Source organism: Bacillus cereus group sp. MYBK108-1 (assembly GCF_051917185.1).
Classification (GTDB): Bacteria; Bacillota; Bacilli; order Bacillales; family Bacillaceae_G; genus Bacillus_A; species Bacillus_A cereus.
Genome location: NZ_JBQAHZ010000005.1, coordinates 40,095 through 65,991, shown reverse-complemented (window position 1 = coordinate 65,991; position 25,897 = coordinate 40,095). Strand labels below are relative to the sequence as shown.

Here is a 25,897-nt window from a genome sequence, read left to right as displayed (position 1 = left end):
ATTCCACCTCATTTTTTGAAATATTTAATGTTTGATATTTCAAAATTATTGTACTCCTCATCTTCCATATTCGCAACAACTTTTTGAAATATTTATTAGTCCATATTTCAAAATTATTGTTTTCCATTATTTTTTCTTGTATATTTTAAGTGAGGTGATTGCATTGAACGGCTTTGAAAGAGTAAAAGAAAAGAAAAAGCGTGCCATTAAAGAAGCAGCATTCGTATTATTTTCAGAACGTGGATTTAATGAAGTGAAAATAGAACATATCGCAAAAGAAGCAAACGTTTCTCAAGTTACAATTTATAATCATTTCGGAAGTAAAGATGCGTTATTTAGGGAGCTTATACAAGAATTTATCATATCTGAATTTCAATATTATAAAGAGCTTGCAGAAGAAAAATTACCTTTTCATGATATGATGCAAAAAATGATTGTAAGAAAAATGAATACTGGCGGATTATTTCAACCTGATATGTTACTACAAATGATGCAAAGGGACGAAGAACTCCGTAAGTTTATTTATAGTTATCAAAATGAAAAAATCCTACCCTGGTATTTAGAAATATTAGAACAAGCTCAGCGCAAAAACGAAATTAATCCACACCTTACTAAAGAAATGATGTTACTTTACATTCAAATGTTTACAAAATTAGGTGATGAATTTGGAGCACAACTTCTTGAAGGAGATCGGGAAAAACATATAAAAGATATCGTTACGATGTTCTTTTATGGACTGTCCGTCCCAGAAAAATAATTGTTTCTAAAAAACAAATACAATCACCAAAAAGCCCTTTGGATATTTAAATCTCAAGGGCTTTTTCATATCAAATAAATAGCTAAAACTAACTTTATCTTAAAGAAGTTAAATGCTGCTTTATAGATAACACCTTATTATAGATTAACTCTTTTAGCATAACAGGCTGAATTGAAATAATCGTTTCACCGAAATTCAGAAAATAATTTGAAATAAAATCAGATTCTTGCTTGTTAAAATAGCCTGTTATAATGTAATTTTCATTTTCCTTTTGCAACCTCATGGAAGGGTAATTCTCTTTATCAAAAATGTCTTTTCCTTTTTGATTAACAATGACGCTAAAATCAATTGCATCAGACTTTCTGTGAAAGGTAGTAAGATAACTTAATAATTCTTCAAGATTTTTTGGATGAACATTGCTTGTTTCCACAATAGAAAGAATTTTATCACATCTAATTATTTGAACATGATTTGTCTCAAAATTAAAGATTTTAGCATACCACTGGCCAAATTTAGATTCTATTCGAATAAATTGGGCAACCAATGCTTTCTCCTCACCTTTTTTTAAATATGTTAAATGATAAACTTGCTCAGCAAAAATTCCCTGTAAAATTTCTTTTAAGAACGGACTAGAATTACTATGATTTGTTACTTCAAAGGAAAGCGTTCGTTCCATAATTGAAATATTTTTACTCACATTATCAGGTAATACATGTTTAAATTTATTTTCAAGCGCAATACTTTCTACATTAAATGGTTTTGTCTTGTATCCATTTAGCGTAAGAATTGAAAAGTATAACGCATACATTTCATCCACACTAAAATAAATTGGCGATAACACACTATTTTCTATAATTTTATAACTTCCATTTCTACCTAATTCAGAATATATGGGTACACCTATTTCTTCCAATGATTGAATATCTCGCAACGCAGTACTTTTAGAAATATCATATCTAGCCATTAAATCTTTTAAATTAAAATATCTTTTATTATTTAAGAAAATAAGCATGTCATTTATTCGTTCAGTTTTTTTCATATTTCCCTCCCAAAAAGGTATCATGTATTGAAACCTTTTTAATCTATATTATAATTATCAACTAATAAAGGAGTTATATATTTATGACATTAGAGATAGCTATTTTTCTTTCAATGAACGGGCAAGCAAAGGAGGCGATTAACTTTTATACACGTAATTTAGAAGCCAAAAAATTAATGATTGTTACGTATGAAGAACTGGCGAAAAGAGATAGTTCTTTTAAAATTACAAGTGAAAATAAAGATCATATTGCTCACTCTGTTTTACAAATTGGGAATACAAAGCTAATGATAGCAGAAGATACAATGAAGCATAATGAACGTTATAACGTTGGAAATAACATGTCACTTTGCATTCAAAGCGCTAATTTAGAAGAAATACAACGGTTTTATAATAATTTAATTTCCGATAAGCATGTGAAAATAATCTCTCCGCTAGAAAAAAATATATTTAGTGAAGCATATGGTATTATTGAAGATCCTTATGGCATACAAATCCAATTAATGTATGATAAACGACTAAACTAATTAATTAATCATATTCACATATTCCTAATAAAAAAGACACGAATTTCGTGTCTTTTTATTTTATAGAAATGACTCTACCCTTTTCACTACTTTCAATCGCTAATTGAATCATTTTAATAACATCTAAACCTTCTTTTGCTGTTACAGGTAGTTCCTCACCATTTAATATACTATCTCGTACACCTTTATAATAATTGTCATAACAACCGACTTCTGTTGGAATACGCTCTAAGCTTTCTTCTGTTTCTAAAGTAGCAAAATTCTCTTCATCGTCTACTCCATAACCGTTATCACCTGGCTTCATTCCATTTTTTAATTGCTCTTCCTGCGAATCCATACCGTACTTCACGATAGAACCTTTCTCTCCATGCACTATAAAATGTGGTCCAGCTTTTTTCACATAACTGCTACTACGTAAAATGACACGTTTAACTCCGTAATGAAGTACTATGTGGAAATAATCATCCACCTCTGCACCTGGTCGTTGTTTTATTACATCTGCACTTATCGCATCTGGTTTCCCGAATATTGCTAACGCTTGGTCAATTAAATGCGATCCTAAATCGTATAATATACCGGAGCCTGGTAGATTTTTTTCTCTCCATCGATCACGTACATGTGGACGGAAACGATCAAAATTCGATTCATATGCGTATACATTCCCTACTCTGTTTTCTCCTAACAATTTCTTAATTGTTAAGAAATCATTATCAAAACGACGATTATGATATACGCTTAACATTACATTATGCTGCTCTGCTAATGAAATAAGCTCTTCCCCTTCTTCAATTGAGACAACAAATGGTTTTTCTACAACAACATGCTTACCTTTTAAAATTGCTTCTTTTACATATGGAAAATGAGTTGTATTAGGTGATGTAATAACAACTAAGTCAACATCAGCTCGCTTCACCAATTCATCAATTGTACTAACAACATTAGCGTTTGGTAATGTGTCTTTTACTACCTCTTCTTTTGAGGATAATACAGCACGAATATCATATTCTTCTATTGTTTGTAATAGTGGGATATGAAATGTCGTACTAGAAAAACCAAATCCTACAATCCCTACACCTATTTTTTTCATGTTGCCCCTCCATTTGTGCCGCTTTAACGAGCAGTAAGATTCCTAACCCAAAATTCAGTGAAAGCTAAGGAATTAGGTGAGGAATCAACTGCTTGTTAAAGCTCGATTAGTTGAACTTTATGAGAACGATTTCATTCAGTTATTATAACAAGATTATTATTATTTACATAATAAATTGCCTAGAAAAAAGCATCTTGCTACTATTCATAGCAAGATGCCCTCTTTATTCTGGTCTTTTCTTCGTCCACGTTTCTACTACTTCACCAGTATCATTAACATCTAGCACAAGGCTACCATTACTATACCGGTCTTTATTTCGATACGCTTTCGGATCAATTTCTTCTACAATGTTTTTCTCTGTCTTCATGTAAACTAATTCATCGTCCCGAACGATTTCAATACCGACAATGCGGTACGGATTACGTTTTAATTCTTTGAAAATAACAAGACCTCGCTTCGCCCTCGTTGATTTCTCAATTTCTGATGCTTTTAGGCGTTTTACAGCACCGCGCTGTGTTACGAGAATAAGTTGATCTTTGTCACCATTTAACGGTTTACCAGAAGCGACATAGTCATCTTCTTTTAAATTAATTGCTTTCACTCCAGCAGCTCTTACACCGACTGGACTTACTTCCTCTTCATGGAAAATAAGTGCATATGCACCGTGTGTAGCAAGAACGATATCACTCGTTCCATCTGTCGCAAATATATCGACAACTTCATCATCTTTTTTCAAGTTTACAGCAACGAATGCTCTTGAATAACGCTGAACTTTATATTGATTTAATTCTGTTTTCTTTATCATACCATTTCTTGTTACAAATACGATAAATCGTTTTTCTTCCTCAAAGTTCGGTACAACCGTTGCCCAAATGATTGTTTCATCCCGGTCGAGTGAAACGATATTAGCAACGTGCTGACCTAAATCTTTCCAACGAATATCTGGCATTTCGTATACTGGCAGATATATATAGTTTCCTTTATTCGTAAATAAGAGGACTGTCTCTGTCGTATTCGTATCGAATCGTTCAAGTAAGATGTCACCCTCTTTCATACCGAAGTCTTTGCCGTTTGAGGCATTATGTGAGCGCCATCCAGTACGTTTCACATATCCTTCTTTCGTTACAGTAACGATGACATCTTCTTGTGGGATCATCACTTCTACATCGATTTTAATTTCCTCGATTTGATCTTCAATAATAGCGCGTCGATCATCACTATACGTTTTCTTAACTCTCTTTAAATCAGTTTTAATTACTTGAAGCAATCTTTTTTCACTTTGTAAAATTGCCTGTAGCTCAATAATTTTCTTATTAAGCTCATCTGCTTCTTCTTGTAACGCCGTAATGTCTGTATTCGTTAAGCGATATAATTGCAAGGAAACAATTGCTTCTGCCTGTGCTTCTGTAAAGCCAAATTTTGCACTTAAATTATCTTTCGCGTTACGTTTATCTTTTGAAGCTCGAATTGTCTCAATTACTTGGTCTAAAATCGATAATGCTTTCTTTAAACCTTCTACAATATGTTGACGATTTTCTGCTTTTCTTAATTCATATTGCGAACGTCTCGTAATAACCTCTTTTTGATGTCCAATATAAGCATCTAAAATTTTCGGTAATGTCATAAGTGTTGGACGACGATTATTGATCGCTACCATATTAAAGTTATATGGAATTTGCAAATCTGTATTTTTATATAAATAATTTAAAATACCCTCGGCGTTTGCTTCTTTCTTTAATTCAACAACAATTCGTAAACCAGTACGATCTGTCTCATCACGCACTTCAGCAATACCATCTAACTTTTTATCTAGACGTAATTCATCCATTTTCTTTACAAGGTTTGCCTTATTCACTTCGTAAGGAATTTCAGTGATTACAATTTGTTGTTTCCCACCACGCACTGTTTCAACTTCTGCTTTTCCGCGAATAATAATTTTACCTTTACCTGTTTCATACGCCTTTTTAATACCATCAATCCCCTGAATAATACCGCCTGTTGGGAAATCTGGTCCTTTCATAACTGTTAATAAATCATCAACAGTACTATTTGGCTTATCAATACGCATCATTGTAGCATCAATAACTTCTCCAAGATGATGCGGAGGAATTTCTGTTGCATAACCAGCGGAAATCCCTGTAGATCCGTTCACTAATAAATTCGGGAACGCTGCTGGTAATACAACTGGTTCTTCACTCGTATCATCAAAGTTTGATACGAATTCTACTGTTTCTTTATCAAGATCACGTAATAACTCAGATGCAATTGGTGATAAACGAGCTTCCGTATAACGCATTGCTGCTGCTGGATCCCCGTCAACACTACCGTTATTACCATGCATTTCAACTAAAACATTACGTACTTTCCAAGTTTGGCTTAAACGTACCATCGCCTCATATACAGAGGAATCACCATGTGGATGATAATTACCAATAACGTTACCGACTGTTTTAGCTGACTTACGGAACGCTTTATCATGTACATTACCTTCTACATACATAGAATATAAAATACGTCTTTGTACTGGCTTTAAGCCGTCACGCGCATCTGGAAGTGCACGATCTTGAATAATATATTTACTATAACGTGCAAAGCGATCACCTAACACGTCTTCAAGCGGGAGGTCATGAAACTTCTCTGCTTGCATGTTATTCCACCTCCGTCTCCATAATCATTTCATTTTCTAAAATATTTCCTTCTTCTTGCATACCAAACTGTACATTACGTTCAATCCATTTACGGCGCGGTTCTACTTTATCGCCCATTAACGTTGTAACGCGGCGCTCTGCCCTAGCTGCATCATCAATTTTCACGCGAATTAATGTACGCGTTTCAGGATTCATTGTTGTTTCCCATAATTGATCCGCATTCATTTCACCAAGTCCTTTATAACGTTGTAACATATAGCCTTTTCCAACTTTTTTCGTTACACCGTCTAATTCCTCATCTGACCAAGCGTATTCAATTACCTCACTCTTACCTTTTCCTTTACTTACTTTGTATAAAGGAGGAAGTGCGATAAATACTTTACCAGCTTCGATAAGTGGCTTCATATATCTGTAGAAGAACGTTAATAACAATACTTGAATATGAGCCCCATCCGTATCGGCATCGGTCATAATTACAACTTTATCGTAGTTAATATCTTCAACATCAAATTCATTTCCTACACCGCCGCCAATCGCATAAATGATTGTATTAATCTCTTCATTCTTAAAGATATCAGCAAGCTTTGCTTTTTCTGTATTAATTACTTTACCACGTAACGGTAATACGGCCTGGAAACGTCGGTCTCGTCCTTGTTTTGCAGAACCACCGGCAGAGTCACCCTCTACTAGGTATAGTTCATTTTTTTGCGGGTTACGTGATTGTGCAGGTGTTAATTTCCCGCTTAACGTACCTTCTGATTTTTTCTTCTTCTTACCACTACGCGCTTCTTCTCTTGCTTTACGGGCTGCTTCACGTGCTTGTGCTGCTTTAATTGCTTTTCTCACAAGAAGTGTAGCTACATCAGGATTTTCTTCTAAAAAGTATGCTAAATGCTCAGATACAATGGCATCAATTGAAGAACGCGCTTCACTTGTACCTAGTTTCCCCTTCGTTTGCCCTTCAAACTGAAGCACTTCTTCTGGTACACGTACCGAAACGATAGCCGCTACACCTTCACGAATATCTGTACCTTCTAAGTTTTTATCTTTTTCTTTTAATAGTGCTACTTTACGAGCATACTCGTTAAACACACGCGTCATCGCTGTTTTAAATCCAGCTTCGTGTGTTCCACCATCTTTTGTACGTACGTTATTTACAAACGATAAAATGTTTTCTGAGTAGCCATCGTTAAATTGAAATGCTAGTTCTGCTTCAATTCCATTTTGTTCACCAGTGAAATATACAACTGGATGAATGGAATCTTTTTCTTCGTTTAAATAGGAAACAAAAGCTTCAATTCCCGTTTCATAATGAAATACATCCTCTAAATCATTTCGTTCATCTTTTATCGAGATTTTCATTCCTTTTAATAAGAATGCAGATTCACGTAATCTCTCACATAATGTTTCATAATTATAATTTGTTGTGCTGAAAATCGTTGTATCTGGTTTGAAATGCATCGTAGTACCAGACTCTTTCGTCTTCCCGATTTTCTCAAGCGTCGTTACAGGAACACCGCCATTTTCAAAGCGTTGTTCGTAAATATTTCCGTCACGCTTAATCGTTACGACTAACCATTCTGATAAGGCGTTTACAACCGATGCCCCAACACCGTGTAAACCACCACTCGTTTTGTAACCACCTTGACCAAACTTACCACCGGCATGAAGTACAGTTAAAATAACTTCAGGTGTAGGTTTCCCAAGTTTATGCATTCCCGTAGGCATTCCTCGCCCTTTATCTATAACGCTAATACTATTATCTTTATGTATTACGACTGAAATTTCGTCGCCAAATCCCGCTAACGCTTCGTCAACGGAGTTATCTACTATTTCATATACTAAATGATGCAATCCACGGCTGTCCGTGCTCCCGATATACATACCCGGGCGTTTTCGAACGGCTTCAAGTCCTTCTAACACTTGAATCGCATCTTCATTATATTGGAACTGATGCTTCGCCAAACTCCTTGCCCCTTTCCTAATCCAAAATCAGAACATATGTTTCTATTATAGAATAACGCCTCGACTATCGTTTTGGCAAGTTATCTTATCTCTTTTATATACCATTTTCAATAGAAAAATCCTTGTTTTCTCACAAGGATTCCTCTAGGCTACTATTTCAGAAAAATAATCGTTTGTCAACGAGAAATGGATATGTATTCCAAGATTACACATTCCAAACCTTTATTATGATCCAAATGATCAAGATCCAAAATGGGATTACAAATAACAATCCCCAAAAACAGCCTTTAAAAAATCTCATGATGAACACCTCGTTCATCGGCCCTACTTATCTATAATGAGGGCTGAATTAATCTTTCTACCTTTAAATCTATACTATTTTGTCATCGCATGTTCTACTTTAATACAACGATCCATTATTACAGTATAGTCTTTTTCTTTTAAAAGTTTATATGTATCCTCATCTTGTACTCCTAATTGTGCCCAAAAAACATCTGCATCAATCTCTACAAATTCTTTTGCAACATCCATTAAAAACTCTGAGCGACGAAATACATTTACAATGTCAACGTGTTCCTTAATATCCTTTAGTGAAGAAACTGCCTTTTCTCCGAGCACCTCATCTACTGTTGGATTAACTGGAATAATGCGGTATCCAGCATCTTGCATTGCTTTTGAAACCATATACGATGTACGTTCTGGCTTATCTGATAATCCAACAACCGCAATTGTTTTGCTTTTCTTTAACACTTCACCAATTTCCGTACGAGTTGGGTTTTCAATTGTCATAATTAATCCCTCCTATTCCTTTAGTATAGCCGATAAAGAAAGTCTCTTTCAATATGAAAGAGACTTTCTTTTATTTCGATTATTGATTCTTTGTAGCTGAATTATCTGCTAAAGTAGCCGATTTCGTCATTTTTTGACCGTTACGGTAGAATGTAACTTCTACTTTCTCGCCTACTTTTTTCTTTTCATATAAATATTTACGGAATTGAAGAGCATTCTCTACTTTTTGATTATCTAATGCTACTACAATATCATATTGCTCTAAACCAGCTTTTTCAGCTGGTGATATTGGGTAAATTTTACCTAATACAACGCCGTTTGTTACTTCTTTCGGTACTTTCAATTGATTGACTGCATAAGCTTGCACATCTTCTAGTGAAACAACACCTACTCCAAGAGCTGGACGTTTTACTACTCCATCTTTTTCAAGAGATTCAATAACTGGTTTTGCGATGTTAATTGGAATAGCAAATCCAATTCCTTCAACTTCTTGTTGTGCAATTTTACTTGAATTAATCCCAATTATTTCACCATTTTGGTTAAATAATGCACCACCACTATTACCTGGATTAATCGCTGCATCCGTTTGAATAACTTGTGCTTGCCAATCTGGTCGTTTATCCCCATCAATATCAACCGGAATTTCGCGTTCTTTACTACTGATTATACCTTCCGTTACACTTCCATCAAATCCAAGTGGATTACCGATTGCAATGGCTTTTTCACCCGCACGAAGTTTACTTGAATCACCTAAAGTGGCAACTTTATTTACATTAGATCCATCAATTTCAACAACCGCTAAGTCTAACCAAGGGTCCTTACCAACTAATTTCGCATCAACTTGCTTTCCGTCGCTCAGCTTCACAGCAAGTTTATTTGCTCCATCTACTACGTGGTTGTTTGTTACAATATATGCTTTATTTCCTGCTTTTTTATAAATAACACCTGATCCTGAACCGGCTTGTTGTTCTTGACCTGTCGGTTGCATTGCAAATGGATCAACACTTTGTTGCATATTAATAACACCTACAACAACATCTTTCGCCCCTTCAATCATACCAGGTAAATCAGTTTCATTTTTCGCTTTATTTACAACAGGAACTACAGTACCTTCTACTTTTGAATCCGAACTAAATGATGATACTGGCGCTCCATTATTTTGAGCCCATGGCATATATGGTGCTGCAAAACTAATCGAAACCGCTCCGACTACAGCTCCCACTAAACCTGTGAAGAAATAGCCTTTTTTACTACCTGATTTTCTCACTTCTCTCGTTTCACTATGCTCTTCATTTAAATTTGGTCCGTCGTAATATCCCATGTTTTATTTCCCCTCTCTGGTGAATTCGTATTTTCAGTATAGTCACGTTTTGTGTCCTTCTTGTGAACTCATCGTGAAATCCAATTAAAAAAATACACTTATCTAACATTGTAGACAAAAAAAGTATTTTTTGTACATTTTACCTTCAAAAGAGAGTATAAAATTACCATTTCCCTAGGCTAAATTACACAAATCGTTCTAGATTATTCTTCAAATTTATAACCAACTCGAATAACAGTACCGATATGCTTCGCTTTATCTCCTAGCTTATTTCGAAGTTTTTTAATATGGGTATCAACCGTTCGGTCATCACCGTAATAGTCATATCCCCATAACTGGTCTAATAAATGTTGACGTGATAACACAATTCCTTTGTTCTCCATTAAATACACAAGAAGTTCAAATTCTTTATGTGTCAATATAATTTCTTCTCCATCTACTAAAACAGTTCTAGATAGACGATTCACTTCTATTCCAGCTAAAGACATAGCATTTTCTTCCGCTACTCCTACCGCACCATCCGCACGTTTCAATAACGTCTTTGCACGAGCTACTAATACTTTCGGGCTAAATGGTTTCGTTACATACTCGTCTGCACCTAATTCGAAACCTAGCAATGTATCATCCTCATCCGAACGTGCTGTCAACATAATAATTGGTACTGCTGATTCTTTTCTAATTCTTCTACAAACAGACCATCCATCTATTTCCGGTAACATAATATCTAACATAATTAAATCAATTTCATGCTCTGCAAATAACTCTAGCGCTTTTTTTCCATCTTCTGCTTCGATTACTTCAAAGCCTTCATTACGAAAATAATCACTAACAATTTCACGTAATCTTCTTTCATCTTCAACAAGCAATACCGTTTTGTTCATATAATCTATCCCGCCTTTTTACTCTTTCAATCGAATAATACGTTGATTGGAGCTTCCGCGAAATGGAAGTGTTAAATCTTTTTCCTCAATTTCAAACCTTCCATCGACTAAAACATCCCCATAATGTAACAACTCTATCATATCATTATTTTGAGAACTCTGTATCTCTTCTAACGTATAACCTGTATACATCCATAGGTTTTTTTTCAAATCTTTCACGATTTTTGCTACCTTTTTCACTTCAGCAGCTTGAAAAAATGGATCTCCACCTGAAAATGTTACATCAGTTAATGGATTACTTGCAATCTCTTTCACAATTTCTTCTACTGTCATTTCCGTTCCGTTGCAAATATTCCACGATTTCGGATTATGGCAACCAACGCAACGATGCGGACAGCCCGCAAAAAACACGACTGTCCGCAATCCTTCTCCATCTACTACACTATCATGAATAATATTCATCACTTTCATTTATGTTTCACCCGATCTATCTCTTCACTACGTTTCGCACTATTCCACTTTGACATATCTCCTACAAGATAGCCTGTTATACGGCGAATTCTTTCTATATTAGCCTCATCTTCATTCCCGCAACTTGGACATTCATTCCCAATAACCCCGTGATAACTACAGCACTTACAACGGTCAACAGGATGATTAATTGAACCGTATCCAACGCCATGTTCTGCCATGGCTTGTACAATTTGTTTTAATGCCTTTTTGTTATGCATTGCTGCTCCGTCTAGTTCAATATAAGTAATGTGTCCTCCATTACAGAGAGCATGGAACGGGCCTTCTAAACAGATTTTATTTATCGCTTGAATGTTATAATAAACTGGAATATGGAATGAATTCGTATAGTAATTATGGTTCGTTATGCCGCCAATCACGCCAAATTCTTCTCTATCTTTTTTCACAAACTTCCCTGATAATCCTTCTGCTGGAGTTGCAATTACTGAGAAATTCAGTTGATGTTCTTCTGTCGCTTTATCCATTCTATCTCTCATAAAGGAAATAATTTCATACCCAAGTTTCCATGATTCTTCATCTTCCCCATGATGCTTTCCTGTTAAAGCTACTAAACATTCCGCAAGACCGATAAAACCAATACTTAACGTCCCTTGTTTTAAAATCGAGGCTACGGAGTCTTCAGGCTGCAACGTTTCTCCACCACGCCATACACCTTGTGAATATAAAAACTGAAAATCTCTTGCTCGCTTCGTACATTGATACGCATATCTTTCTAATAGCTGCTTAATTCCTAAATCTAAATAATAGTTTAGCGCTTCAAAAAACGCTTCTTTTGAACCACTAATTAACGCTAATTTCACTAAATTAATAGACGTAAATGATAAATTCCCTCTACCAATCGCTGTTTCTTCTCCATGTATATTAGACATAACACGGGTACGACATCCCATGTAACATACTTCACTTTCTGGTCTTCCATCATAATGCACTGCATTAAACGGAGCATCTAAAAATGAAAAGTTAGGGAATAATCGCTCTGCGGTTGTCTCTAATGCTAATTCAAATAAATCGTAGTTCGGATCACTTTCTTCAAAATTCACACCTTTTTTCATCTTGAAAATTTGAATCGGAAAAATCGGTGTCTCTCCTTTACCAAGTCCAGCTTGTGTCGCTTTTAAAAGTTGTTTAATTAACATTCTTCCTTCTTTTGATGTATCTGTTCCATAATTAATAGAAATAAACGGTACTTGTCCTCCGCCCCTACTATGCATACTATTCGAATTATGAACGAAAGCCTCACACGCTTGATACGTATCATTTTCCGTTTCTTTCCATGCAAATTCTTCTATTTGTTCTTTAGTAAGCGGATATGATTGTAATCGTTTTTTATGTCTCTCAATTGTTTTTCGTACATAAGGTGCTAAATCAATATCAAAGAGTGCAAACGATTGACCACCATGCTGCATATTTTGATTCGCTTGAAAAATAATAGACGAAAGAGCCAATGCACTTTTAATGTCTTGCGGTTGTCTCATATGTCCATGTCCAGTATGAAAACCGTTAGCAAGCATTTGCGCTAACGGAATTTGTGAACAAGTCGTCGTTCCTGTTGCATAAAAATCTAAATCATGTGGATATAATATATTTTCATTTATCGCTTTTTTCACTTGATCTGACAATAAATTCTCAACAGCATAATATTTTGCACTCTCAGATGCGAACGTTCCCATTACGCCCATTGGAGAGCGGCCGTCTACATTTGCATTTTCTTGCATCAAATCTTGTTCATTGCCGTGGACTATTGTCTCAAACACTTTCATTAATTCTTCTTCTCCACGTGTATTATTTTGTAACATTTATAACCCTCCACCAATATGTTGTTATCTTTTGATTAAAATGTTACTACATATAGTCTTACTGTTTCTGTGAGAAATGTAACATTACTGTGAAATTTTTTTCACGAAATAATGAATTTTTCATTTACAAAAAAGAAATGTGCTCTTTACAAATGTATGGTACAATATACGGGAAAAACTCTTTTTACCCTTTATCAACACATTTGAATAAAGGAGACTGAACTTATGGTTACTACATATCTTTTATTTATCGTTGCCTACTTACTTGGCTCGATTCCATTTGCACTAGTTGTTGGAAAAATCGGCTACGGAATCGATATTCGTGAGCACGGGAGCGGTAATCTAGGCGGAACAAACACATTCCGCACATTAGGGAAAAAAGCAGGTTTTACCGTTACAATTGCTGACATTTTAAAAGGGACATTAGCAACAAGTCTACCAATGATTTTCGGATTAGATATTCATCCACTATGGTTCGGGTTAGCGGCTGTTCTTGGACATGTCTATCCAATCTTCGCGAAATTCCGCGGTGGTAAAGCAGTTGCAACTTCTGCTGGGGTGCTATTATGCTATTCACCAGTTGTTTTTGCAATATTGGCTGTTGTATTTTTCACCCTTTTATTTACAACAAGATACGTATCACTTTCTTCTATGGTAACAGCAGTTGTTGCTGTTATTGCATCCATTGTTAGCGGGGATAAAATCTTCATTATTGCGATGTGTTTATTAGCAGGTATGGTTATTTATAAACACCGTGCAAATATCGGACGAATTATAAATAAAACTGAACCAAAAGCAAACTTTTCAAAAAAGCAAAAATAAGATCGTAACCCACATAACGCAAAAAGAAAACGTGAAGCATATTAATAGCGTCTTTTTGCGTTATTTTTTATACTAAAGAAAAAGCAACATAATTTGGAGGAACTATACATGAATCTTTCCGTAACAAAAGAAGCAGCACAATGGTATAAAAATGAATTAAACTTACAATCAAATGAAACACTACGCTTTTTCGTACAATACGGTGGTTGCAGTACTGTGCAAAAAGGACTTTCTTTAGGTATTCGTAAAGATGACCCTGCACATCCTGCTGTTCAAATTCAAGAAGAAGGTATTAACTTCTTTATTGAAGGCGATGATGAATGGTTCTTCGATGGACATAATTTATCTGTTACACTTAACGAAGGTGACGACTTCCCACAATTTAATTATGAAAAATAAAAAAACGTGGCTTCTGCCACGCTTTTTTATTTTTTCTTAATTTCCTCATATTTCGCATACCACTCAGGATATAACTTTTTAAATGATACAGGGCGGAACCCTTCTTTTTTCGCACAAATATTCGTCGTACTTGCAGTAATACAAAGTTCACCATCACCATTATATATTTCATATCCATATACAACGCGAAGTGGGCTCACAGTATCTACCCATGTTTTTACGATTGCTTTTTCTCCGTAACGCATCGCTTTACGGTATGAAATTTGTAAATCTAACACAGGAGAAATAATTCCTTCTTTCTCCATTTCAACATATGAAAAACCTAAATCTTGTATAAGTTTCGTGCGACCTAACTCAAGCCACACTAAGTAGTTTGAATGGTAAACAACACCCATTTGATCTGTTTCCGCATAACGGATTTCAACTTCATGTTCTGCTACAAACATATGTATATTCGCCTTCTTTCACTTCTGCTACCTTGCATACATTTAATCATAATACAGTAACATCAAAAATAAAATAAAAACAGTGAATCTTTTACTGAAAGGAGCCAGCATATGATTCAAATTGTAACTGTTCGTAGTGGTGATAGCGTATATAGCTTGGCATCAAAATATGGATCAACACCTGACGAAATAGTAAAAGACAATGGATTAAATCCAGCTGAAACGCTCGTGGTTGGTCAGGCACTTATCGTTAATACGAAAGGGAATAATTATTATGTACAGCCTGGTGACAGCCTATATCGAATTTCTCAAACATATAATGTCCCCCTCGCTAGTTTAGCTAAAGTTAATAATTTATCTTTAAAATCTATTCTCCATGTCGGACAACAATTATACGTACCAAAAGGTACAAAACGAGCTGTAGAATCCATCGCTTATTTACAACCTTCCACTATACCGATTAAAGAGAGTTTAGTTAATGCTACACGTGCCATCAATCCATTTTTAACATACTTAGCTTATTTTAGTTTTGAGGCAAAAAGAGATGGCACATTAAAAGAACCTACTGAAACAGCTAAAATCGCTAATATTGCAACGCAGGGTAAAACAATCCCTATGCTCGTTATTACAAATATTGAAAATGGTAATTTCAGTGCCGATCTAACATCGGTTATTTTACGCGACGCAACGATTCAAAACAAATTTATTACAAACATTTTGCAAACAGCTGAGAAATATGGCATGCGAGACATTCATTTCGATTTCGAGAGTGTAGCACCTGAAGACCGCGAAGCGTATAATCGTTTTTTACGAAATGTAAAAACACGCTTACCTAGCGGGTACACATTGAGCACAACTCTCGTACCGAAAACAAGTTCAAATCAAAAGGGAAAATTTTTCGAAGCTCACGATTATAAAGCGCAAGGGCAAATTGTTGATTTCGTCGTCATTATGACATATGACTGGGGATGGCAGGGCGGGCCACCGATGGCAATTTCTCCTATCGGTCCGGTGAAAGAAGTACTTCAATATGCAAAATCTCAAATGCCTCCCCAAAAAATTATGATGGGGCAAAATTTATACGGGTTTGATTGGAAGCTTCCATTTAAACAAGGAAATCCACCCGCAAAAGCAATTAGCTCTGTCGCAGCTGTTGCACTAGCTCGTAAATATAATGTCCCTATTCGTTATGATTTCACAGCCCAAGCTCCTCATTTTAATTATTTTGATGAAAACGGCGTGCAACACGAAGTTTGGTTTGAAGATTCACGGTCTGTTCAAAGTAAATTCAATTTAATGAAAGAACAAGGTATAGGTGGTATTAGTTACTGGAAAATCGGTTTACCATTCCCACAAAATTGGCGTTTACTCGTTGAAAATTTTACGATTACGAAAAAGGGCTGACAAAAGTCAGCCCTTTTTTTCATATTACTGCTAAAAACTCATCTTTCATTTCCTCACAAAAAAGAAGAATGATAACATTCTCCTTTTTAACCGTTATCAACAATCGGTTGTTTACCTGTTTGATCTTGCATTTGCTTTCCTTTATTTCCACCAGCTTTTTTCGATTGTGTTCCAATATGATTTGGTGCAAAGTCTTTTGAATTTTTTTTCGGATTACCCATTACTATCGCCTCCTTAACACTAGTATCGTACTAGTGTTAAGAATTATTCAGCTTGCTTAAAAAGTTTCATTTCATAACGTTTTTCAATGCGCTCTTCAATGCGATCAATTGCATCACGATCGCTTAATAATTGTTGTTTATTTTCATTTACAAGTTCTTCAAACGATTTACGGCGACTTCTTCTCATGTTGTTCACCCTCTCTCCTTCGCTTTCTTATTACATAGTATGAGCAAACGAAAAACTCTTTAATCAGATTTGTAAGAAAATTTTATGTTTTAGTACTCCTAAAAAAACTCCGTGTACAATATATTGCACACGGAGTTTTTTATACCATAATATTTAAATACTCTTTCAACTTTTCATCTGCATTCATTTCATTTTCTTTATAATCATGAAGCGCCTGTAATACAAAATCATACTGCTCTAAAATATAACTTTCTAATCTCATAACATCCTCTAAGCTATTAAGCATAATTCTCGTATTACCAACTTCACTTTTTAACGCTGGTTCACATTTTAAGCTTGTACATATTTCTTTCACATCTTCTTCTAATATCTCTGTTAATATATATTTCTTTCGCCCTTTTACCTTTACTCTCATAACTGGATAAAAAGCTTTTATATCTAAATAACTTCCTACGTTCATACAACGTAGCCATTCTACATTACGTTTATTACATGCAAGTATTTCTTTCACCGCTTCATATACCGCAGTTTCATCAAGCATAACCTTATTTACTTTTCGTTTCCCTTCTTCTTCAATAGCTGCACACTTTTGATAAACAGCAGCACACGTAATGCAATCGTCAAATGCATTATGAGAGCTTAAACGAATTCCAAGCATTCGCTTTAACGTTTCAAGTTTATGATTAGGCGCATGCTTCATGTATTTCTTCGCTAAAAATACAGTATCAATTACTTTATTTTTAGGTTCAGGCAACCCAAGCATATTTACATTACTTTTCAAAAAGCGCATATCAAAAGAAGCATTATGGGCCACAATAACATTTGTATGTAAAAATGCTAAAAATAAAGGTAATACCTCTTCAATCGTCGGTGCATCTGAAACACGATAATTGGTAATACCGGTTAAACTCGTTATTCGGTCCGGAATTGGCCGCTCTGGATTCACGTATGAAACAAATTGATCTACGAGTTCATGATTACGATATTTCACCGCTGCAACTTGAATAATTTTATCATTATAAGGGTTAAATCCTGTTGTTTCAAAATCAATTACAACATAATCTAACGGTAAGGATACATTCCCCACTCCATACACTCCTTTATCTCTAAACGATTATATTTCTTACATCATATCATGAAGTTATTACTACTTGAAAAAGAAAAGGCAGAAATGGGAACTCTCCACCTCTACCTTTTCACCATTATTTTAATTTAGCAACCCTTTTCTCCATCTCTTTTTGCGTCATCGGCCCAATAAACTTATCTTGAATGACACCTTTTGTATCTATAAAATACGAAGTTGGAATCGTAATTACTTTATACGCTGTTGTCACATCAATGTTCTTGTCCAATAAAATAGGAAAAGTAATTCCTTTTTCTTTAGCAAAATTGCTTACCTTTTCTGCCCCCCCACCTTTTTCTGAAGGCGTATAGTTGATTGCTAAAATTTCTACGTTTTCTTTATGTTCTTTATAGAAAGCCTCCATATCCGGCATTTCTTGTTGGCAAGGTCCACACCACGTTGCCCAAAAGTTTAAAATCACTTTCTTTCCTTTTAAATCTGATAGCTTTACATTCGTTCCATCTAACTTCGTTAATTCGAAGTCTGGCGCACTCTTCCCTATTTCAATACCATTCCTTGCGATAATCTCTTTCATCGCAGCTTCACTTTTTTCTTGCTTCACTTTTACCGCCTGCTCTTTATTACCAAACTGTTCATAAGCTGCATATCCCGCTAAACAAAGTAACACTACAATAATCGTAAGCTTCCGCCACATTTTATATCACCCTAACGTATTATCTTCTTTTAACACATTCATCAAAATACTATATACCTTATTTTAGCTTATACGGACAAGCTTGGAAATATTCAGAGTCGAAATAATTAGAATATTCTTATTTAAAGTGTAATTGTTTCCTTTTTATCATATAATTAGAAAAACAGATGAAGTGTTGTTTATCTTCTTATGGGCCCATTCACCTTTTTACTTTCGTACTTATATAAACTTCAAAAAAAGGGGGATTTTTTATGAATTCATTCGAAAAAATAACATTATATATTCTTAGTTTTCTTTTATACCCAATCGGTATTATTACATGGATCATTTCACTCTTTAGTAACGATCTTGAAAAAAAGAAAGTAGGGCGTATTTGTCTTTACATCTCTCTAGTCTCATTCGTCCTTTTCTTAATCCTTGGAATTGCAACTTTCCTTATGACTGCTACTTTTAACGTAGATCTAAATCATTCAGAATCTATCCAATATCAAATAAATGATGTTGAATAAAGATAAGGGCACTGCTCTTATCTTTATTCACATCTCTTTCAAAATGAATGACTATTTATTAATTTTTCAGGACTTCCACATGCAACAATACTTCCTTCTCTCATTATGACAACACGATCCGCTAGTATCACTTTCTCTACATCATGTGTTGCCACAATTCTCGTTACATCTCTTCCTAGTCCTTCAATCATATTCCAAACAGTTTCTTGATTACTCGGATCTAACCCCGCAGTCGGTTCATCTAAAATAATAAGATTCGGATTTGAACCAATTGCTCGTAATAATGCAAGACGTTTTCTTTCGCCTCCTGAAAACTCTTCACCGCTTTTATGTAGCACAGTTTGACTCCCTTCAGGTAACCCTCTAATAATCGGCGTTGCATTTATAAGTTCACTATTTTTTTCTAACTGATTTTCTAAACCCTCTTCCCCGAAATACATATTCTCTGTTACCGTCGTTCGGAAAAAACGTGGTTCTTGCCACACTGTAGTCATTCGAGCCTTTTGACCATAATAAACAACACTACCGTTAGATGGTTTATACAAACCTGTCATTAATTTTAAAAGCGTTGTTTTTCCTGCACCACTTTCTCCTACAATGATAACGAATTCACCAGGATTAATTTGCAAATCAATATTATTAATTCTACATTTCTCTTCTTCACTCTCCTGAAATGAAACATTTGTTATTATCATCCCCATCGCTCTTTCTACATTACTATCTGCCACTCTTTTATCTAAAAAGGAAAAAACTCTATTTGCCGAAGCGACTGCAACTTGTGTCATCATTAATAAATCGCCCACATAACGGACTGGGAAAAAGAGCATTTCAATTGTAGCTAACACTGCAACAAGTGAACCAACTTCCATTTCCCCTTTCATTATTTTTTTTGCACCTACAATGAGAACAACGATATATGCTCCTGTTTCAATCACTGTTCCAACTACTCCAATGCAATGTTGCATCATCGTCTTCTTTACTTCTGTTTTATACGATTGTGCCGTTACTCCCTTAAATAAGCGAATGGCCCATTTTTCTTTTTGCAAACTACGTAAATCTTGTACTCCTTTTACAAACTGTGACACCATCTCTACGACACTTGACTGATTTTTTTGAGCAATGCTTGCAATATTTCTTACCTTTTCCCCAAACAACATCGGAACCGTTGCACTTAAAAATAAAAACGGAGTTATCCACAATATGAACTGTATATCTATATGTTGTAGTGCTATGAACGCACCTATAAATTGCGCAATGGCATGTATATATTCTATTAATATAGAACTATATAACCTAATCCAATTCGGAATATCAGATACGACCAAAGTTTCTAACTCCCCTTGCTTAATCTTCTCACTCTCTTCAAACGGTAATAAGAAATAGTGACGCAATAATTCTATACGTTTCGTTTGTAATATACGTTGACTGGCTTTTGAGCTTATATAATCAAATAAAAGATTGTTCGTCCACATTAAAAAGCGAATACCCGCAAACAAAGCTATATATAAATACGCACCTTTTAGCTCCCTTTGAATAAGATTGTCTACAATTAATCCCATGAAAATTGGGCGTGATAAATTTAAAATGGCAGCAATTATCCCACTACATACAGCTGCTATTACTAATATTTTTTCTTTCTGTAACGGTAACAAAATTCTTTTATATTCTTTCATGACGTTTCCTCCATTTTTTCACAGTAAAAAGAAAGGGATGAAACCAAATGGTTTCATCCCTTTCCATAAAATAAGGAAGCTAACAGTTGTTAGCTTCCTTCTCGTTCATTTCAATTATTTAGTTTGACACTTTTGACTCTTCAATTTTCTCACGAAGAACCATTTGCAGAATACCACCGTGACGGTAGTAATCAATTTCAACTTCACTATCGAAACGAGCTACTACTTCAAATTGTTTTTCGTTGCCATCTAAATCAGTTGCAACTACTTTTACAAGATCACGTGGTCTAACTGATTTGTCGATTTGAATTTCAAATGACTCGTTACCAACAAGACCTAACGTTTCAGCACTTTCGCCATCTTTAAATTGAAGTGGTAATACACCCATTAACACTAAGTTACTGCGGTGAATACGTTCGAAGCTTTCTGCGATTACTGCTTTAATACCTAATAAGTTAGTACCTTTCGCAGCCCAGTCACGAGAACTTCCCATACCATAATCTTTACCAGCAACAACTAGAAGACCTGTGCCATCTTCTTTATATTTCATAGCAGCATCATAGATTGATGTTACTTCACCAGTCGGCCAGTATGTTGTATACCCGCCTTCTGTTCCTGGTGCAATTTGGTTTTTAATACGGATGTTCGCGAATGTACCACGCATCATAACTTCATGGTTACCACGACGAGAACCGTAAGAGTTAAAGTCAACTGGTTGTACGCCGTTTTCTAATAAGTAGCGTCCAGCTGGTGTGTGCTTACCGATTGAACCTGCTGGTGAAATGTGGTCTGTCGTTACAGAGTCACCAAATTTACCAACTACGCGTAAGCCTGATAACGTTTCAACTTCACCTGGTTCTTTAGATAAACCTTCAAAGAATGGTGGGTTTTGAATGTATGTTGAATCATTATCCCAAGTATATAAAGCTTCGTTTGAAGTTTGGATTTCATTCCAACGCTCATTGCTATTAAATACTTGTGCATATTCTTTCTTGAACAGCTCAGATGTAACAACGCTTTGAACTACATCTTCAATTTCTTTAGCTGATGGCCAAATATCGTTGAAGTAAACAGCATTACCATTTGCATCTTTACCGATTTCATCATTTTTCAGGTCAATATCAACAGTACCTGCAAGTGCATATGCCACAACAAGTGGTGGTGATGCTAAGTAGTTCGCTTTTACAAGTGGATGAATACGACCTTCAAAGTTACGGTTACCAGATAAAACAGATGTTACTAATAAGTCGTTTGCTGCGATTGCTTCTTCTAATTCTGGCGCTAATGGACCAGAGTTACCGATACAAGTCGTACAGCCGTAACCAACTGTTTGGAAACCTAATTGGTCTAAATATGTTGTTAAACCTGATTTATCTAAGTACTCAGTAACAACTTTAGATCCTGGTGCTAATGATGTTTTTACGTACTCAGGTACTACAAGGCCTTTTTCAATTGCTTTCTTCGCAACTAGACCTGCTCCAATTAATACGTATGGGTTTGATGTATTTGTACAGCTTGTAATTGCTGCGATTGCAATTGCACCTGTTTTCATCGTTACTTCTTTATCTTCTAATGTAACCTTCACTTCTTTATCGAACTCTTGCTCATTAAATCCAAGTCCTTGTGTTCCAACTGGTGCTACAACAGCTTTATGGAACGCATCTTTCATATCTGAAAGTGGAATTAAATCTTGTGGGCGTTTCGGTCCAGAAAGGTTAGATTCAATTGTATTTAAATCAATTTCAACAAGATCAGTGTAAATTGGATCTTGGCTGTCTGCTGTATAGAATAAGCCGTTCGCTTTACAGTATTCTTCAACAACGCGAATTTGTTCTTCATCTCTACCTGTTAAACGTAAGTATTCTAATGAAATATCATCGATTGGGAAGAATCCGCAAGTTGCGCCATATTCTGGTGCCATGTTTGAAATTGTTGCACGGTCAGCTAAAGGCATGCTCTTTAGTCCATTACCGAAGAACTCAACAAATTTACCAACTACACCTTTTTGACGTAATACTTGTGTTACTTTTAATGCAACGTCAGTTGCTGTAGTACCACTTGGAAGTGTACCAGTTAATTTTACACCGATTACTTCAGGTACTGGGAAGTATGAAGGCTGTCCAAGCATTCCTGCTTCTGCTTCAATACCACCAACGCCCCAACCAAGAACGCCGATACCGTTAATCATTGTTGTATGTGAGTCTGTTCCAACTAATGAATCTGGGTATGCAACTAAGTCACCTTCAGCATTTTTCACCGCGTGAACAACTGGTGCTAAATATTCAAGGTTTACTTGGTGTACAATACCTGTAGCTGGTGGAACTGCGCGGTAGTTATCAAATGATTTCTGTGCCCAGCTTAAAAATTTATAACGTTCTTCATTACGTTTAAACTCTAAGTCCATGTTGAATGCAAGCGCGTCTGCCGTACCCGCTCTATCAACCTGTACAGAGTGATCGATTACAAGGTCTACAGTAATTTCCGGATTAATTTTATCAGGATCCCCACCCATGTCTGCCATTGCTTTACGAAGCGAAGCCAAATCAACAACAGCTGGAACACCAGTGAAATCTTGTAAAATTACACGAGATGGTTTAAATGGAACATCGATATCTTGCACATCTTTCGTTCCCCATTTCGCTAAATTTGTAACATGCTCTTCTGTGATTACACGTCCGTCTACTTGACGAAGTACTGATTCAAGTAAAACTTTCACGGAATATGGTAATTGAGATACGTTGCCAACCCCTGCGTTTTCAAGCGCTTTCAAATCATAATAATGATACGTTTTTCCATCTACTTCAAAAGTTGCGCGTGATTGAAATGGATTATGTTTGACCATTATGTTTCCCCCCTGTTAAACGTGACTAAGTTGTCTGAATATAAAATGTAGACAAACTTTTCAATACCTTACGATAATATCTTATTACAACTTTCTAAATAAGTAAATAATAAGAAACTTATAGATTATCATAAGTTTTCTTTATGTTTCTAAATTTGAATAGTGTTCATGTTCCTTATGAATACTATTACCATAAAGTAAAGTGCTCTATTAGCGCTTTCTTTACAGTTCGTACATACTATGAACTGCTCATCATGCAACTTACAAAAAAAGTTATAGAGGTGAAATAAAATGGGTAAAAGAAAAGCAAATCATACTATTTCAGGAATGAATGCGGCATCTGCACAAGGACAAGGTGCTGGTTATAACGAAGAGTTTGCAAATGAAAACTTAACTGCTGCAGAACGACAAAATAATAAGAAACGCAAAAAGAACCAGTAACGAAAAATCCCAAAAGGAGCATTCACCTTTTGGGATTTTTTCTAATGTTTATAACGTAACAATTCCGAAACCGTTACAAATCGATAGCCCTGCTTTTTCAGTTCAGGTAAAATTTTTGCTAGCGCTGCTACTGTTTGACTACGATTATTTCCCCCATCATGTAACAATACAATATCACCACTTTTTGCATTTTTCACTACATGATTTACAATGGATTCAACCCCTGGATTTGCCCAATCACGTGGATCTTGATGCCACGACCATAGAACAGTTTGATAACCAGCTTCTTTCGCTGTTTTAAATACAGCATCGTTAATATATCCACCCGGTGGACGGAATAGCAAAGGTTCTTTCACCCATTTTTCGAAAAATTTCTTTCCATCTAAAATATCATTTTCTAATTTTTCATCTGATGAATTACTCGCATACAAATGATTCATCGTATGATTTCCAATTTCATGTCCCTCTTTTAACACTTGTTTCACTAAATATGGATTACGCTGAACCCGAAATCCAATCATAAAAAATGTCGCTTCTGCTTTATATTGACGTAATAAATTTAAAATTTGTGGTGTATAAGTTGGATCCGGTCCATCATCAAATGTAATAGCAATAATCTTTTCATTATTAGGTACTTCCCATGTTACATAGCCAGTTGGTTCTAGCTCTTTTCTGAGCAACATTTTCGCTTCCACTTTTTCAACTTGAAATATATGTACTGCGCATAATAAAGAAAAAACGAGTAGAAAAATTTTCTGTTTTAGCATAATATTCGTTAAAGTAATGAGGTTGTCGAATACACAACAACCTCATTTACTTTTCTAATTGATCTACATGCTGCATAATATTTTGAAGGTTATTTTCGTATTGCTCAAGTTGTGGGCGTTGTGTTTCTGAAGCTACTTCTAGTGCATTTTGAATTTGTTCATACGCTTCCTGAACCTCTTGGCGTAATTCTTTTAAATCATGACCGTAGTTTGGATCATTTTTTACAATGTTGTTAAATGCATTTTCTGCTTGTGTAACACCTTGCTGAGCTGCTTGAAACGCTTGTTGTTTATCTTTATGATATGGCATTATATAATCCCCTTTCCATAATAGTTAGTCCCATTTATCTTTACCTTTTTTTCTAAAAACATTCTCGTATAAATTTGCAAACTTCTCTCATTCTAAAGAGGAAGAGGAGGTGTCACATACAATGGGAAAAAACAATCGTGAAGCGAAAGAAAAAAAAGGACAACCTGAACCATTAAGCGGATCTCATAAAGTAAAAAACCGTAACCATTCACGCCAAAAACATCATGCGCATCATGATATGTAAAACAAAAAGTGCACACTAGCTATCTTTTCCACATACAATGTTTATATTTTTCCATTTATTCTTCACCCCTACTTCATTCATGCATAACATAGTATGAATTGAGATTTCACGGAGGGTGTCTTACATGGGCAAGAAAAAGAAGGATTGTCTTTTTCATGTTGATGGTTTCGAAGAATGGATGGATCAATTTTGTTCTGACTCTTGTAGTAACTTTAGTTTCCCAAATCAAATTCATATTGACCTTTGCGAAACGGAACAAGAATACATTTTGGAAACAGATGTACCAAATGTAACTGAACAAAATGTAGTCATTAAAAAGATGAAGACAGGCCTAACCATTTGCATACTTCATAATAATATTTCTTTACAGCGGATCATTCCTTTACCCGATAATATTATTTATAAGAAGATGCTAGCCTGCTTAGAAAATGGATATTTAGCCATTCATATTTCCAAAAATGAAGTTGCTGATAAGCATGAAAAGAAAGTTCTTTTTTCAAATTAAGAGTTAAT

27 protein-coding genes are annotated in these 25,897 nt (G+C 35.3%); 9 read left to right on the top strand and 18 right to left on the bottom strand.

The window, feature by feature from the left end; translation table 11 throughout:
- Positions 1-154 precede the first annotated feature (154 nt).
- Positions 155-757, top strand: coding sequence for a TetR/AcrR family transcriptional regulator (locus tag ACTFSL_RS10200; RefSeq protein ID WP_002041614.1), 603 nt, complete (start codon positions 155-157; stop codon positions 755-757).
- Positions 758-851: 94 nt separating this feature from the next.
- Here ACTFSL_RS10200 and ACTFSL_RS10195 read toward each other — a convergent pair whose 3' ends face one another.
- Positions 852-1,820 carry a helix-turn-helix transcriptional regulator gene (locus tag ACTFSL_RS10195; protein ID WP_440041645.1) on the bottom strand — a complete coding sequence of 323 codons (969 nt, stop codon included), beginning with the start codon at positions 1,818-1,820 and terminating at the stop codon, positions 852-854.
- 59 nt (positions 1,821-1,879) lie between these two features.
- Here ACTFSL_RS10195 and ACTFSL_RS10190 point away from each other — a divergent pair, with 59 nt between their 5' ends.
- A complete protein-coding gene (locus tag ACTFSL_RS10190; protein WP_000171342.1) occupies positions 1,880-2,323 on the top strand; it encodes a VOC family protein in 444 nt (147 codons plus the stop codon).
- Positions 2,324-2,378: 55 nt separating this feature from the next.
- Here the strand turns inward: ACTFSL_RS10190 and ACTFSL_RS10185 are convergent, their stop codons facing one another.
- From ACTFSL_RS10185 to ACTFSL_RS10150, 8 genes are all read right to left on the bottom strand, one after another.
- Complete coding sequence (locus ACTFSL_RS10185) at positions 2,379-3,410, bottom strand: oxidoreductase (protein WP_440041644.1); 1,032 nt, start codon at positions 3,408-3,410, stop codon at positions 2,379-2,381.
- Between the two features lie 223 nt (positions 3,411-3,633).
- On the bottom strand, positions 3,634-6,057 hold the full coding sequence (parC, locus tag ACTFSL_RS10180) for a DNA topoisomerase IV subunit A (protein ID WP_001147464.1): 2,424 nt from the start codon (positions 6,055-6,057) through the stop codon (positions 3,634-3,636).
- 1 nt (position 6,058) lies between these two features.
- The gene (gene parE / locus ACTFSL_RS10175) at positions 6,059-8,023 is read right to left on the bottom strand and encodes a DNA topoisomerase IV subunit B (protein WP_001062202.1); all 1,965 of its coding nucleotides are present in this window, start codon (positions 8,021-8,023) and stop codon (positions 6,059-6,061) included.
- A gap of 375 nt (positions 8,024-8,398) precedes the next feature.
- Positions 8,399-8,812, bottom strand: a complete 414-nt coding sequence (locus ACTFSL_RS10170; protein ID WP_000151390.1) for a CoA-binding protein — start codon at positions 8,810-8,812, stop codon at positions 8,399-8,401.
- A gap of 79 nt (positions 8,813-8,891) precedes the next feature.
- Positions 8,892-10,133, bottom strand: coding sequence for a S1C family serine protease (locus ACTFSL_RS10165; protein WP_000542646.1), 1,242 nt, complete (start codon positions 10,131-10,133; stop codon positions 8,892-8,894).
- 203 nt (positions 10,134-10,336) lie between these two features.
- Positions 10,337-11,014: a response regulator transcription factor gene (locus tag ACTFSL_RS10160; RefSeq protein ID WP_001044679.1), complete on the bottom strand. Its 678-nt coding sequence runs from the start codon at positions 11,012-11,014 to the stop codon at positions 10,337-10,339.
- Positions 11,015-11,032: 18 nt separating this feature from the next.
- Positions 11,033-11,485 carry an anaerobic ribonucleoside-triphosphate reductase activating protein gene (gene nrdG / locus ACTFSL_RS10155; RefSeq protein ID WP_000867076.1) on the bottom strand — a complete coding sequence of 151 codons (453 nt, stop codon included), beginning with the start codon at positions 11,483-11,485 and terminating at the stop codon, positions 11,033-11,035.
- Positions 11,482-13,341: an anaerobic ribonucleoside triphosphate reductase gene (locus ACTFSL_RS10150; protein WP_440041642.1), complete on the bottom strand. Its 1,860-nt coding sequence runs from the start codon at positions 13,339-13,341 to the stop codon at positions 11,482-11,484. The genes nrdG and ACTFSL_RS10150 overlap by 4 nt, the downstream gene beginning before the upstream one ends.
- Positions 13,342-13,566: 225 nt before the next feature.
- Between ACTFSL_RS10150 and plsY the strand changes: the two genes are divergently transcribed.
- Positions 13,567-14,163: a glycerol-3-phosphate 1-O-acyltransferase PlsY gene (gene plsY / locus ACTFSL_RS10145; RefSeq protein WP_000258974.1), complete on the top strand. Its 597-nt coding sequence runs from the start codon at positions 13,567-13,569 to the stop codon at positions 14,161-14,163.
- A gap of 108 nt (positions 14,164-14,271) precedes the next feature.
- Positions 14,272-14,562: a HesB/YadR/YfhF family protein gene (locus ACTFSL_RS10140; RefSeq protein WP_001054453.1), complete on the top strand. Its 291-nt coding sequence runs from the start codon at positions 14,272-14,274 to the stop codon at positions 14,560-14,562.
- 26 nt (positions 14,563-14,588) lie between these two features.
- Here the strand turns inward: ACTFSL_RS10140 and ACTFSL_RS10135 are convergent, their stop codons facing one another.
- Positions 14,589-15,008, bottom strand: coding sequence for an acyl-CoA thioesterase (locus ACTFSL_RS10135; RefSeq protein ID WP_000495812.1), 420 nt, complete (start codon positions 15,006-15,008; stop codon positions 14,589-14,591).
- Positions 15,009-15,119: 111 nt separating this feature from the next.
- On the opposite strand from ACTFSL_RS10135, the gene ACTFSL_RS10130 reads away from it, so the two are divergent.
- The gene (locus tag ACTFSL_RS10130) at positions 15,120-16,412 is read left to right on the top strand and encodes a glycosyl hydrolase family 18 protein (RefSeq protein WP_000614855.1); all 1,293 of its coding nucleotides are present in this window, start codon (positions 15,120-15,122) and stop codon (positions 16,410-16,412) included.
- A gap of 86 nt (positions 16,413-16,498) precedes the next feature.
- On the opposite strand, the gene sspN is transcribed toward ACTFSL_RS10130, so the two are convergent.
- The 4 genes from sspN to ACTFSL_RS10110 form a co-directional block, all read right to left on the bottom strand.
- Entirely contained in the window at positions 16,499-16,633 is a 135-nt protein-coding gene (sspN, locus tag ACTFSL_RS10125) for an acid-soluble spore protein SspN (RefSeq protein WP_000527987.1), read from the bottom strand.
- A 43-nt stretch (positions 16,634-16,676) separates the two neighbouring features.
- A complete protein-coding gene (locus tag ACTFSL_RS10120; protein ID WP_001254699.1) occupies positions 16,677-16,820 on the bottom strand; it encodes an FbpB family small basic protein in 144 nt (47 codons plus the stop codon).
- Positions 16,821-16,959: 139 nt separating this feature from the next.
- Positions 16,960-17,907: a 3'-5' exonuclease gene (locus ACTFSL_RS10115; protein WP_033695658.1), complete on the bottom strand. Its 948-nt coding sequence runs from the start codon at positions 17,905-17,907 to the stop codon at positions 16,960-16,962.
- A gap of 115 nt (positions 17,908-18,022) precedes the next feature.
- The gene (locus ACTFSL_RS10110; RefSeq protein WP_000269082.1) at positions 18,023-18,598 is read right to left on the bottom strand and encodes a redoxin domain-containing protein; all 576 of its coding nucleotides are present in this window, start codon (positions 18,596-18,598) and stop codon (positions 18,023-18,025) included.
- 251 nt (positions 18,599-18,849) lie between these two features.
- On the opposite strand from ACTFSL_RS10110, the gene ACTFSL_RS10105 reads away from it, so the two are divergent.
- Positions 18,850-19,107 carry a hypothetical protein gene (locus ACTFSL_RS10105; RefSeq protein ID WP_001083876.1) on the top strand — a complete coding sequence of 86 codons (258 nt, stop codon included), beginning with the start codon at positions 18,850-18,852 and terminating at the stop codon, positions 19,105-19,107.
- Between the two features lie 38 nt (positions 19,108-19,145).
- Here ACTFSL_RS10105 and ACTFSL_RS10100 read toward each other — a convergent pair whose 3' ends face one another.
- Both ACTFSL_RS10100 and acnA read right to left on the bottom strand, forming a co-directional pair.
- A complete protein-coding gene (locus ACTFSL_RS10100; RefSeq protein WP_440041640.1) occupies positions 19,146-20,780 on the bottom strand; it encodes an ABC transporter ATP-binding protein in 1,635 nt (544 codons plus the stop codon).
- Between the two features lie 118 nt (positions 20,781-20,898).
- On the bottom strand, positions 20,899-23,622 hold the full coding sequence (gene acnA / locus ACTFSL_RS10095; protein ID WP_440041639.1) for an aconitate hydratase AcnA: 2,724 nt from the start codon (positions 23,620-23,622) through the stop codon (positions 20,899-20,901).
- A gap of 291 nt (positions 23,623-23,913) precedes the next feature.
- Between acnA and sspO the strand changes: the two genes are divergently transcribed.
- Positions 23,914-24,063 (top strand): acid-soluble spore protein SspO, encoded by a 150-nt coding sequence (gene sspO, locus ACTFSL_RS10090; RefSeq protein ID WP_000518051.1) that lies wholly within the window; start codon positions 23,914-23,916, stop codon positions 24,061-24,063.
- A gap of 41 nt (positions 24,064-24,104) precedes the next feature.
- On the opposite strand, the gene pdaB is transcribed toward sspO, so the two are convergent.
- Positions 24,105-24,830: a polysaccharide deacetylase family sporulation protein PdaB gene (gene pdaB / locus ACTFSL_RS10085; protein ID WP_002041622.1), complete on the bottom strand. Its 726-nt coding sequence runs from the start codon at positions 24,828-24,830 to the stop codon at positions 24,105-24,107.
- A gap of 46 nt (positions 24,831-24,876) precedes the next feature.
- Complete coding sequence (locus ACTFSL_RS10080; protein WP_001146294.1) at positions 24,877-25,140, bottom strand: hypothetical protein; 264 nt, start codon at positions 25,138-25,140, stop codon at positions 24,877-24,879.
- Positions 25,141-25,261: 121 nt separating this feature from the next.
- On the opposite strand from ACTFSL_RS10080, the gene ACTFSL_RS10075 reads away from it, so the two are divergent.
- Positions 25,262-25,384, top strand: coding sequence for a small acid-soluble spore protein P (locus tag ACTFSL_RS10075; protein ID WP_000517649.1), 123 nt, complete (start codon positions 25,262-25,264; stop codon positions 25,382-25,384).
- 124 nt (positions 25,385-25,508) lie between these two features.
- Entirely contained in the window at positions 25,509-25,889 is a 381-nt protein-coding gene (locus tag ACTFSL_RS10070; RefSeq protein WP_000516748.1) for an Hsp20 family protein, read from the top strand.
- The last annotated feature ends 8 nt before the right edge of the window (positions 25,890-25,897 follow it).

What these genes read in the sequence shown, in the direction of transcription:
- acnA (WP_440041639.1), bottom strand. Translation starts at nt 23,622, where the DNA reads ATGGTCAAACATAATCCATTTCAATCACGCGCAACTTTTGAAGTAGAT.
- ACTFSL_RS10190 (WP_000171342.1), top strand. Translation starts at nt 1,880, where the DNA reads ATGACATTAGAGATAGCTATTTTTCTTTCAATGAACGGGCAAGCAAAG.
- nrdG (WP_000867076.1), bottom strand. Translation starts at nt 11,485, where the DNA reads ATGAAAGTGATGAATATTATTCATGATAGTGTAGTAGATGGAGAAGGA.
- ACTFSL_RS10100 (WP_440041640.1), bottom strand. Translation starts at nt 20,780, where the DNA reads ATGAAAGAATATAAAAGAATTTTGTTACCGTTACAGAAAGAAAAAATA.
- sspO (WP_000518051.1), top strand. Translation starts at nt 23,914, where the DNA reads ATGGGTAAAAGAAAAGCAAATCATACTATTTCAGGAATGAATGCGGCA.
- ACTFSL_RS10080 (WP_001146294.1), bottom strand. Translation starts at nt 25,140, where the DNA reads ATGCCATATCATAAAGATAAACAACAAGCGTTTCAAGCAGCTCAGCAA.
- ACTFSL_RS10135 (WP_000495812.1), bottom strand. Translation starts at nt 15,008, where the DNA reads ATGTTTGTAGCAGAACATGAAGTTGAAATCCGTTATGCGGAAACAGAT.
- plsY (WP_000258974.1), top strand. Translation starts at nt 13,567, where the DNA reads ATGGTTACTACATATCTTTTATTTATCGTTGCCTACTTACTTGGCTCG.
- ACTFSL_RS10150 (WP_440041642.1), bottom strand. Translation starts at nt 13,341, where the DNA reads ATGTTACAAAATAATACACGTGGAGAAGAAGAATTAATGAAAGTGTTT.
- ACTFSL_RS10140 (WP_001054453.1), top strand. Translation starts at nt 14,272, where the DNA reads ATGAATCTTTCCGTAACAAAAGAAGCAGCACAATGGTATAAAAATGAA.
- ACTFSL_RS10105 (WP_001083876.1), top strand. Translation starts at nt 18,850, where the DNA reads ATGAATTCATTCGAAAAAATAACATTATATATTCTTAGTTTTCTTTTA.
- ACTFSL_RS10185 (WP_440041644.1), bottom strand. Translation starts at nt 3,410, where the DNA reads ATGAAAAAAATAGGTGTAGGGATTGTAGGATTTGGTTTTTCTAGTACG.
- ACTFSL_RS10075 (WP_000517649.1), top strand. Translation starts at nt 25,262, where the DNA reads ATGGGAAAAAACAATCGTGAAGCGAAAGAAAAAAAAGGACAACCTGAA.
- ACTFSL_RS10120 (WP_001254699.1), bottom strand. Translation starts at nt 16,820, where the DNA reads ATGAGAAGAAGTCGCCGTAAATCGTTTGAAGAACTTGTAAATGAAAAT.
- ACTFSL_RS10195 (WP_440041645.1), bottom strand. Translation starts at nt 1,820, where the DNA reads ATGATACCTTTTTGGGAGGGAAATATGAAAAAAACTGAACGAATAAAT.
- ACTFSL_RS10110 (WP_000269082.1), bottom strand. Translation starts at nt 18,598, where the DNA reads ATGTGGCGGAAGCTTACGATTATTGTAGTGTTACTTTGTTTAGCGGGA.
- ACTFSL_RS10160 (WP_001044679.1), bottom strand. Translation starts at nt 11,014, where the DNA reads ATGAACAAAACGGTATTGCTTGTTGAAGATGAAAGAAGATTACGTGAA.
- ACTFSL_RS10130 (WP_000614855.1), top strand. Translation starts at nt 15,120, where the DNA reads ATGATTCAAATTGTAACTGTTCGTAGTGGTGATAGCGTATATAGCTTG.
- ACTFSL_RS10170 (WP_000151390.1), bottom strand. Translation starts at nt 8,812, where the DNA reads ATGACAATTGAAAACCCAACTCGTACGGAAATTGGTGAAGTGTTAAAG.
- pdaB (WP_002041622.1), bottom strand. Translation starts at nt 24,830, where the DNA reads ATGCTAAAACAGAAAATTTTTCTACTCGTTTTTTCTTTATTATGCGCA.
- sspN (WP_000527987.1), bottom strand. Translation starts at nt 16,633, where the DNA reads ATGGGTAATCCGAAAAAAAATTCAAAAGACTTTGCACCAAATCATATT.
- parC (WP_001147464.1), bottom strand. Translation starts at nt 6,057, where the DNA reads ATGCAAGCAGAGAAGTTTCATGACCTCCCGCTTGAAGACGTGTTAGGT.
- ACTFSL_RS10070 (WP_000516748.1), top strand. Translation starts at nt 25,509, where the DNA reads ATGGGCAAGAAAAAGAAGGATTGTCTTTTTCATGTTGATGGTTTCGAA.
- ACTFSL_RS10165 (WP_000542646.1), bottom strand. Translation starts at nt 10,133, where the DNA reads ATGGGATATTACGACGGACCAAATTTAAATGAAGAGCATAGTGAAACG.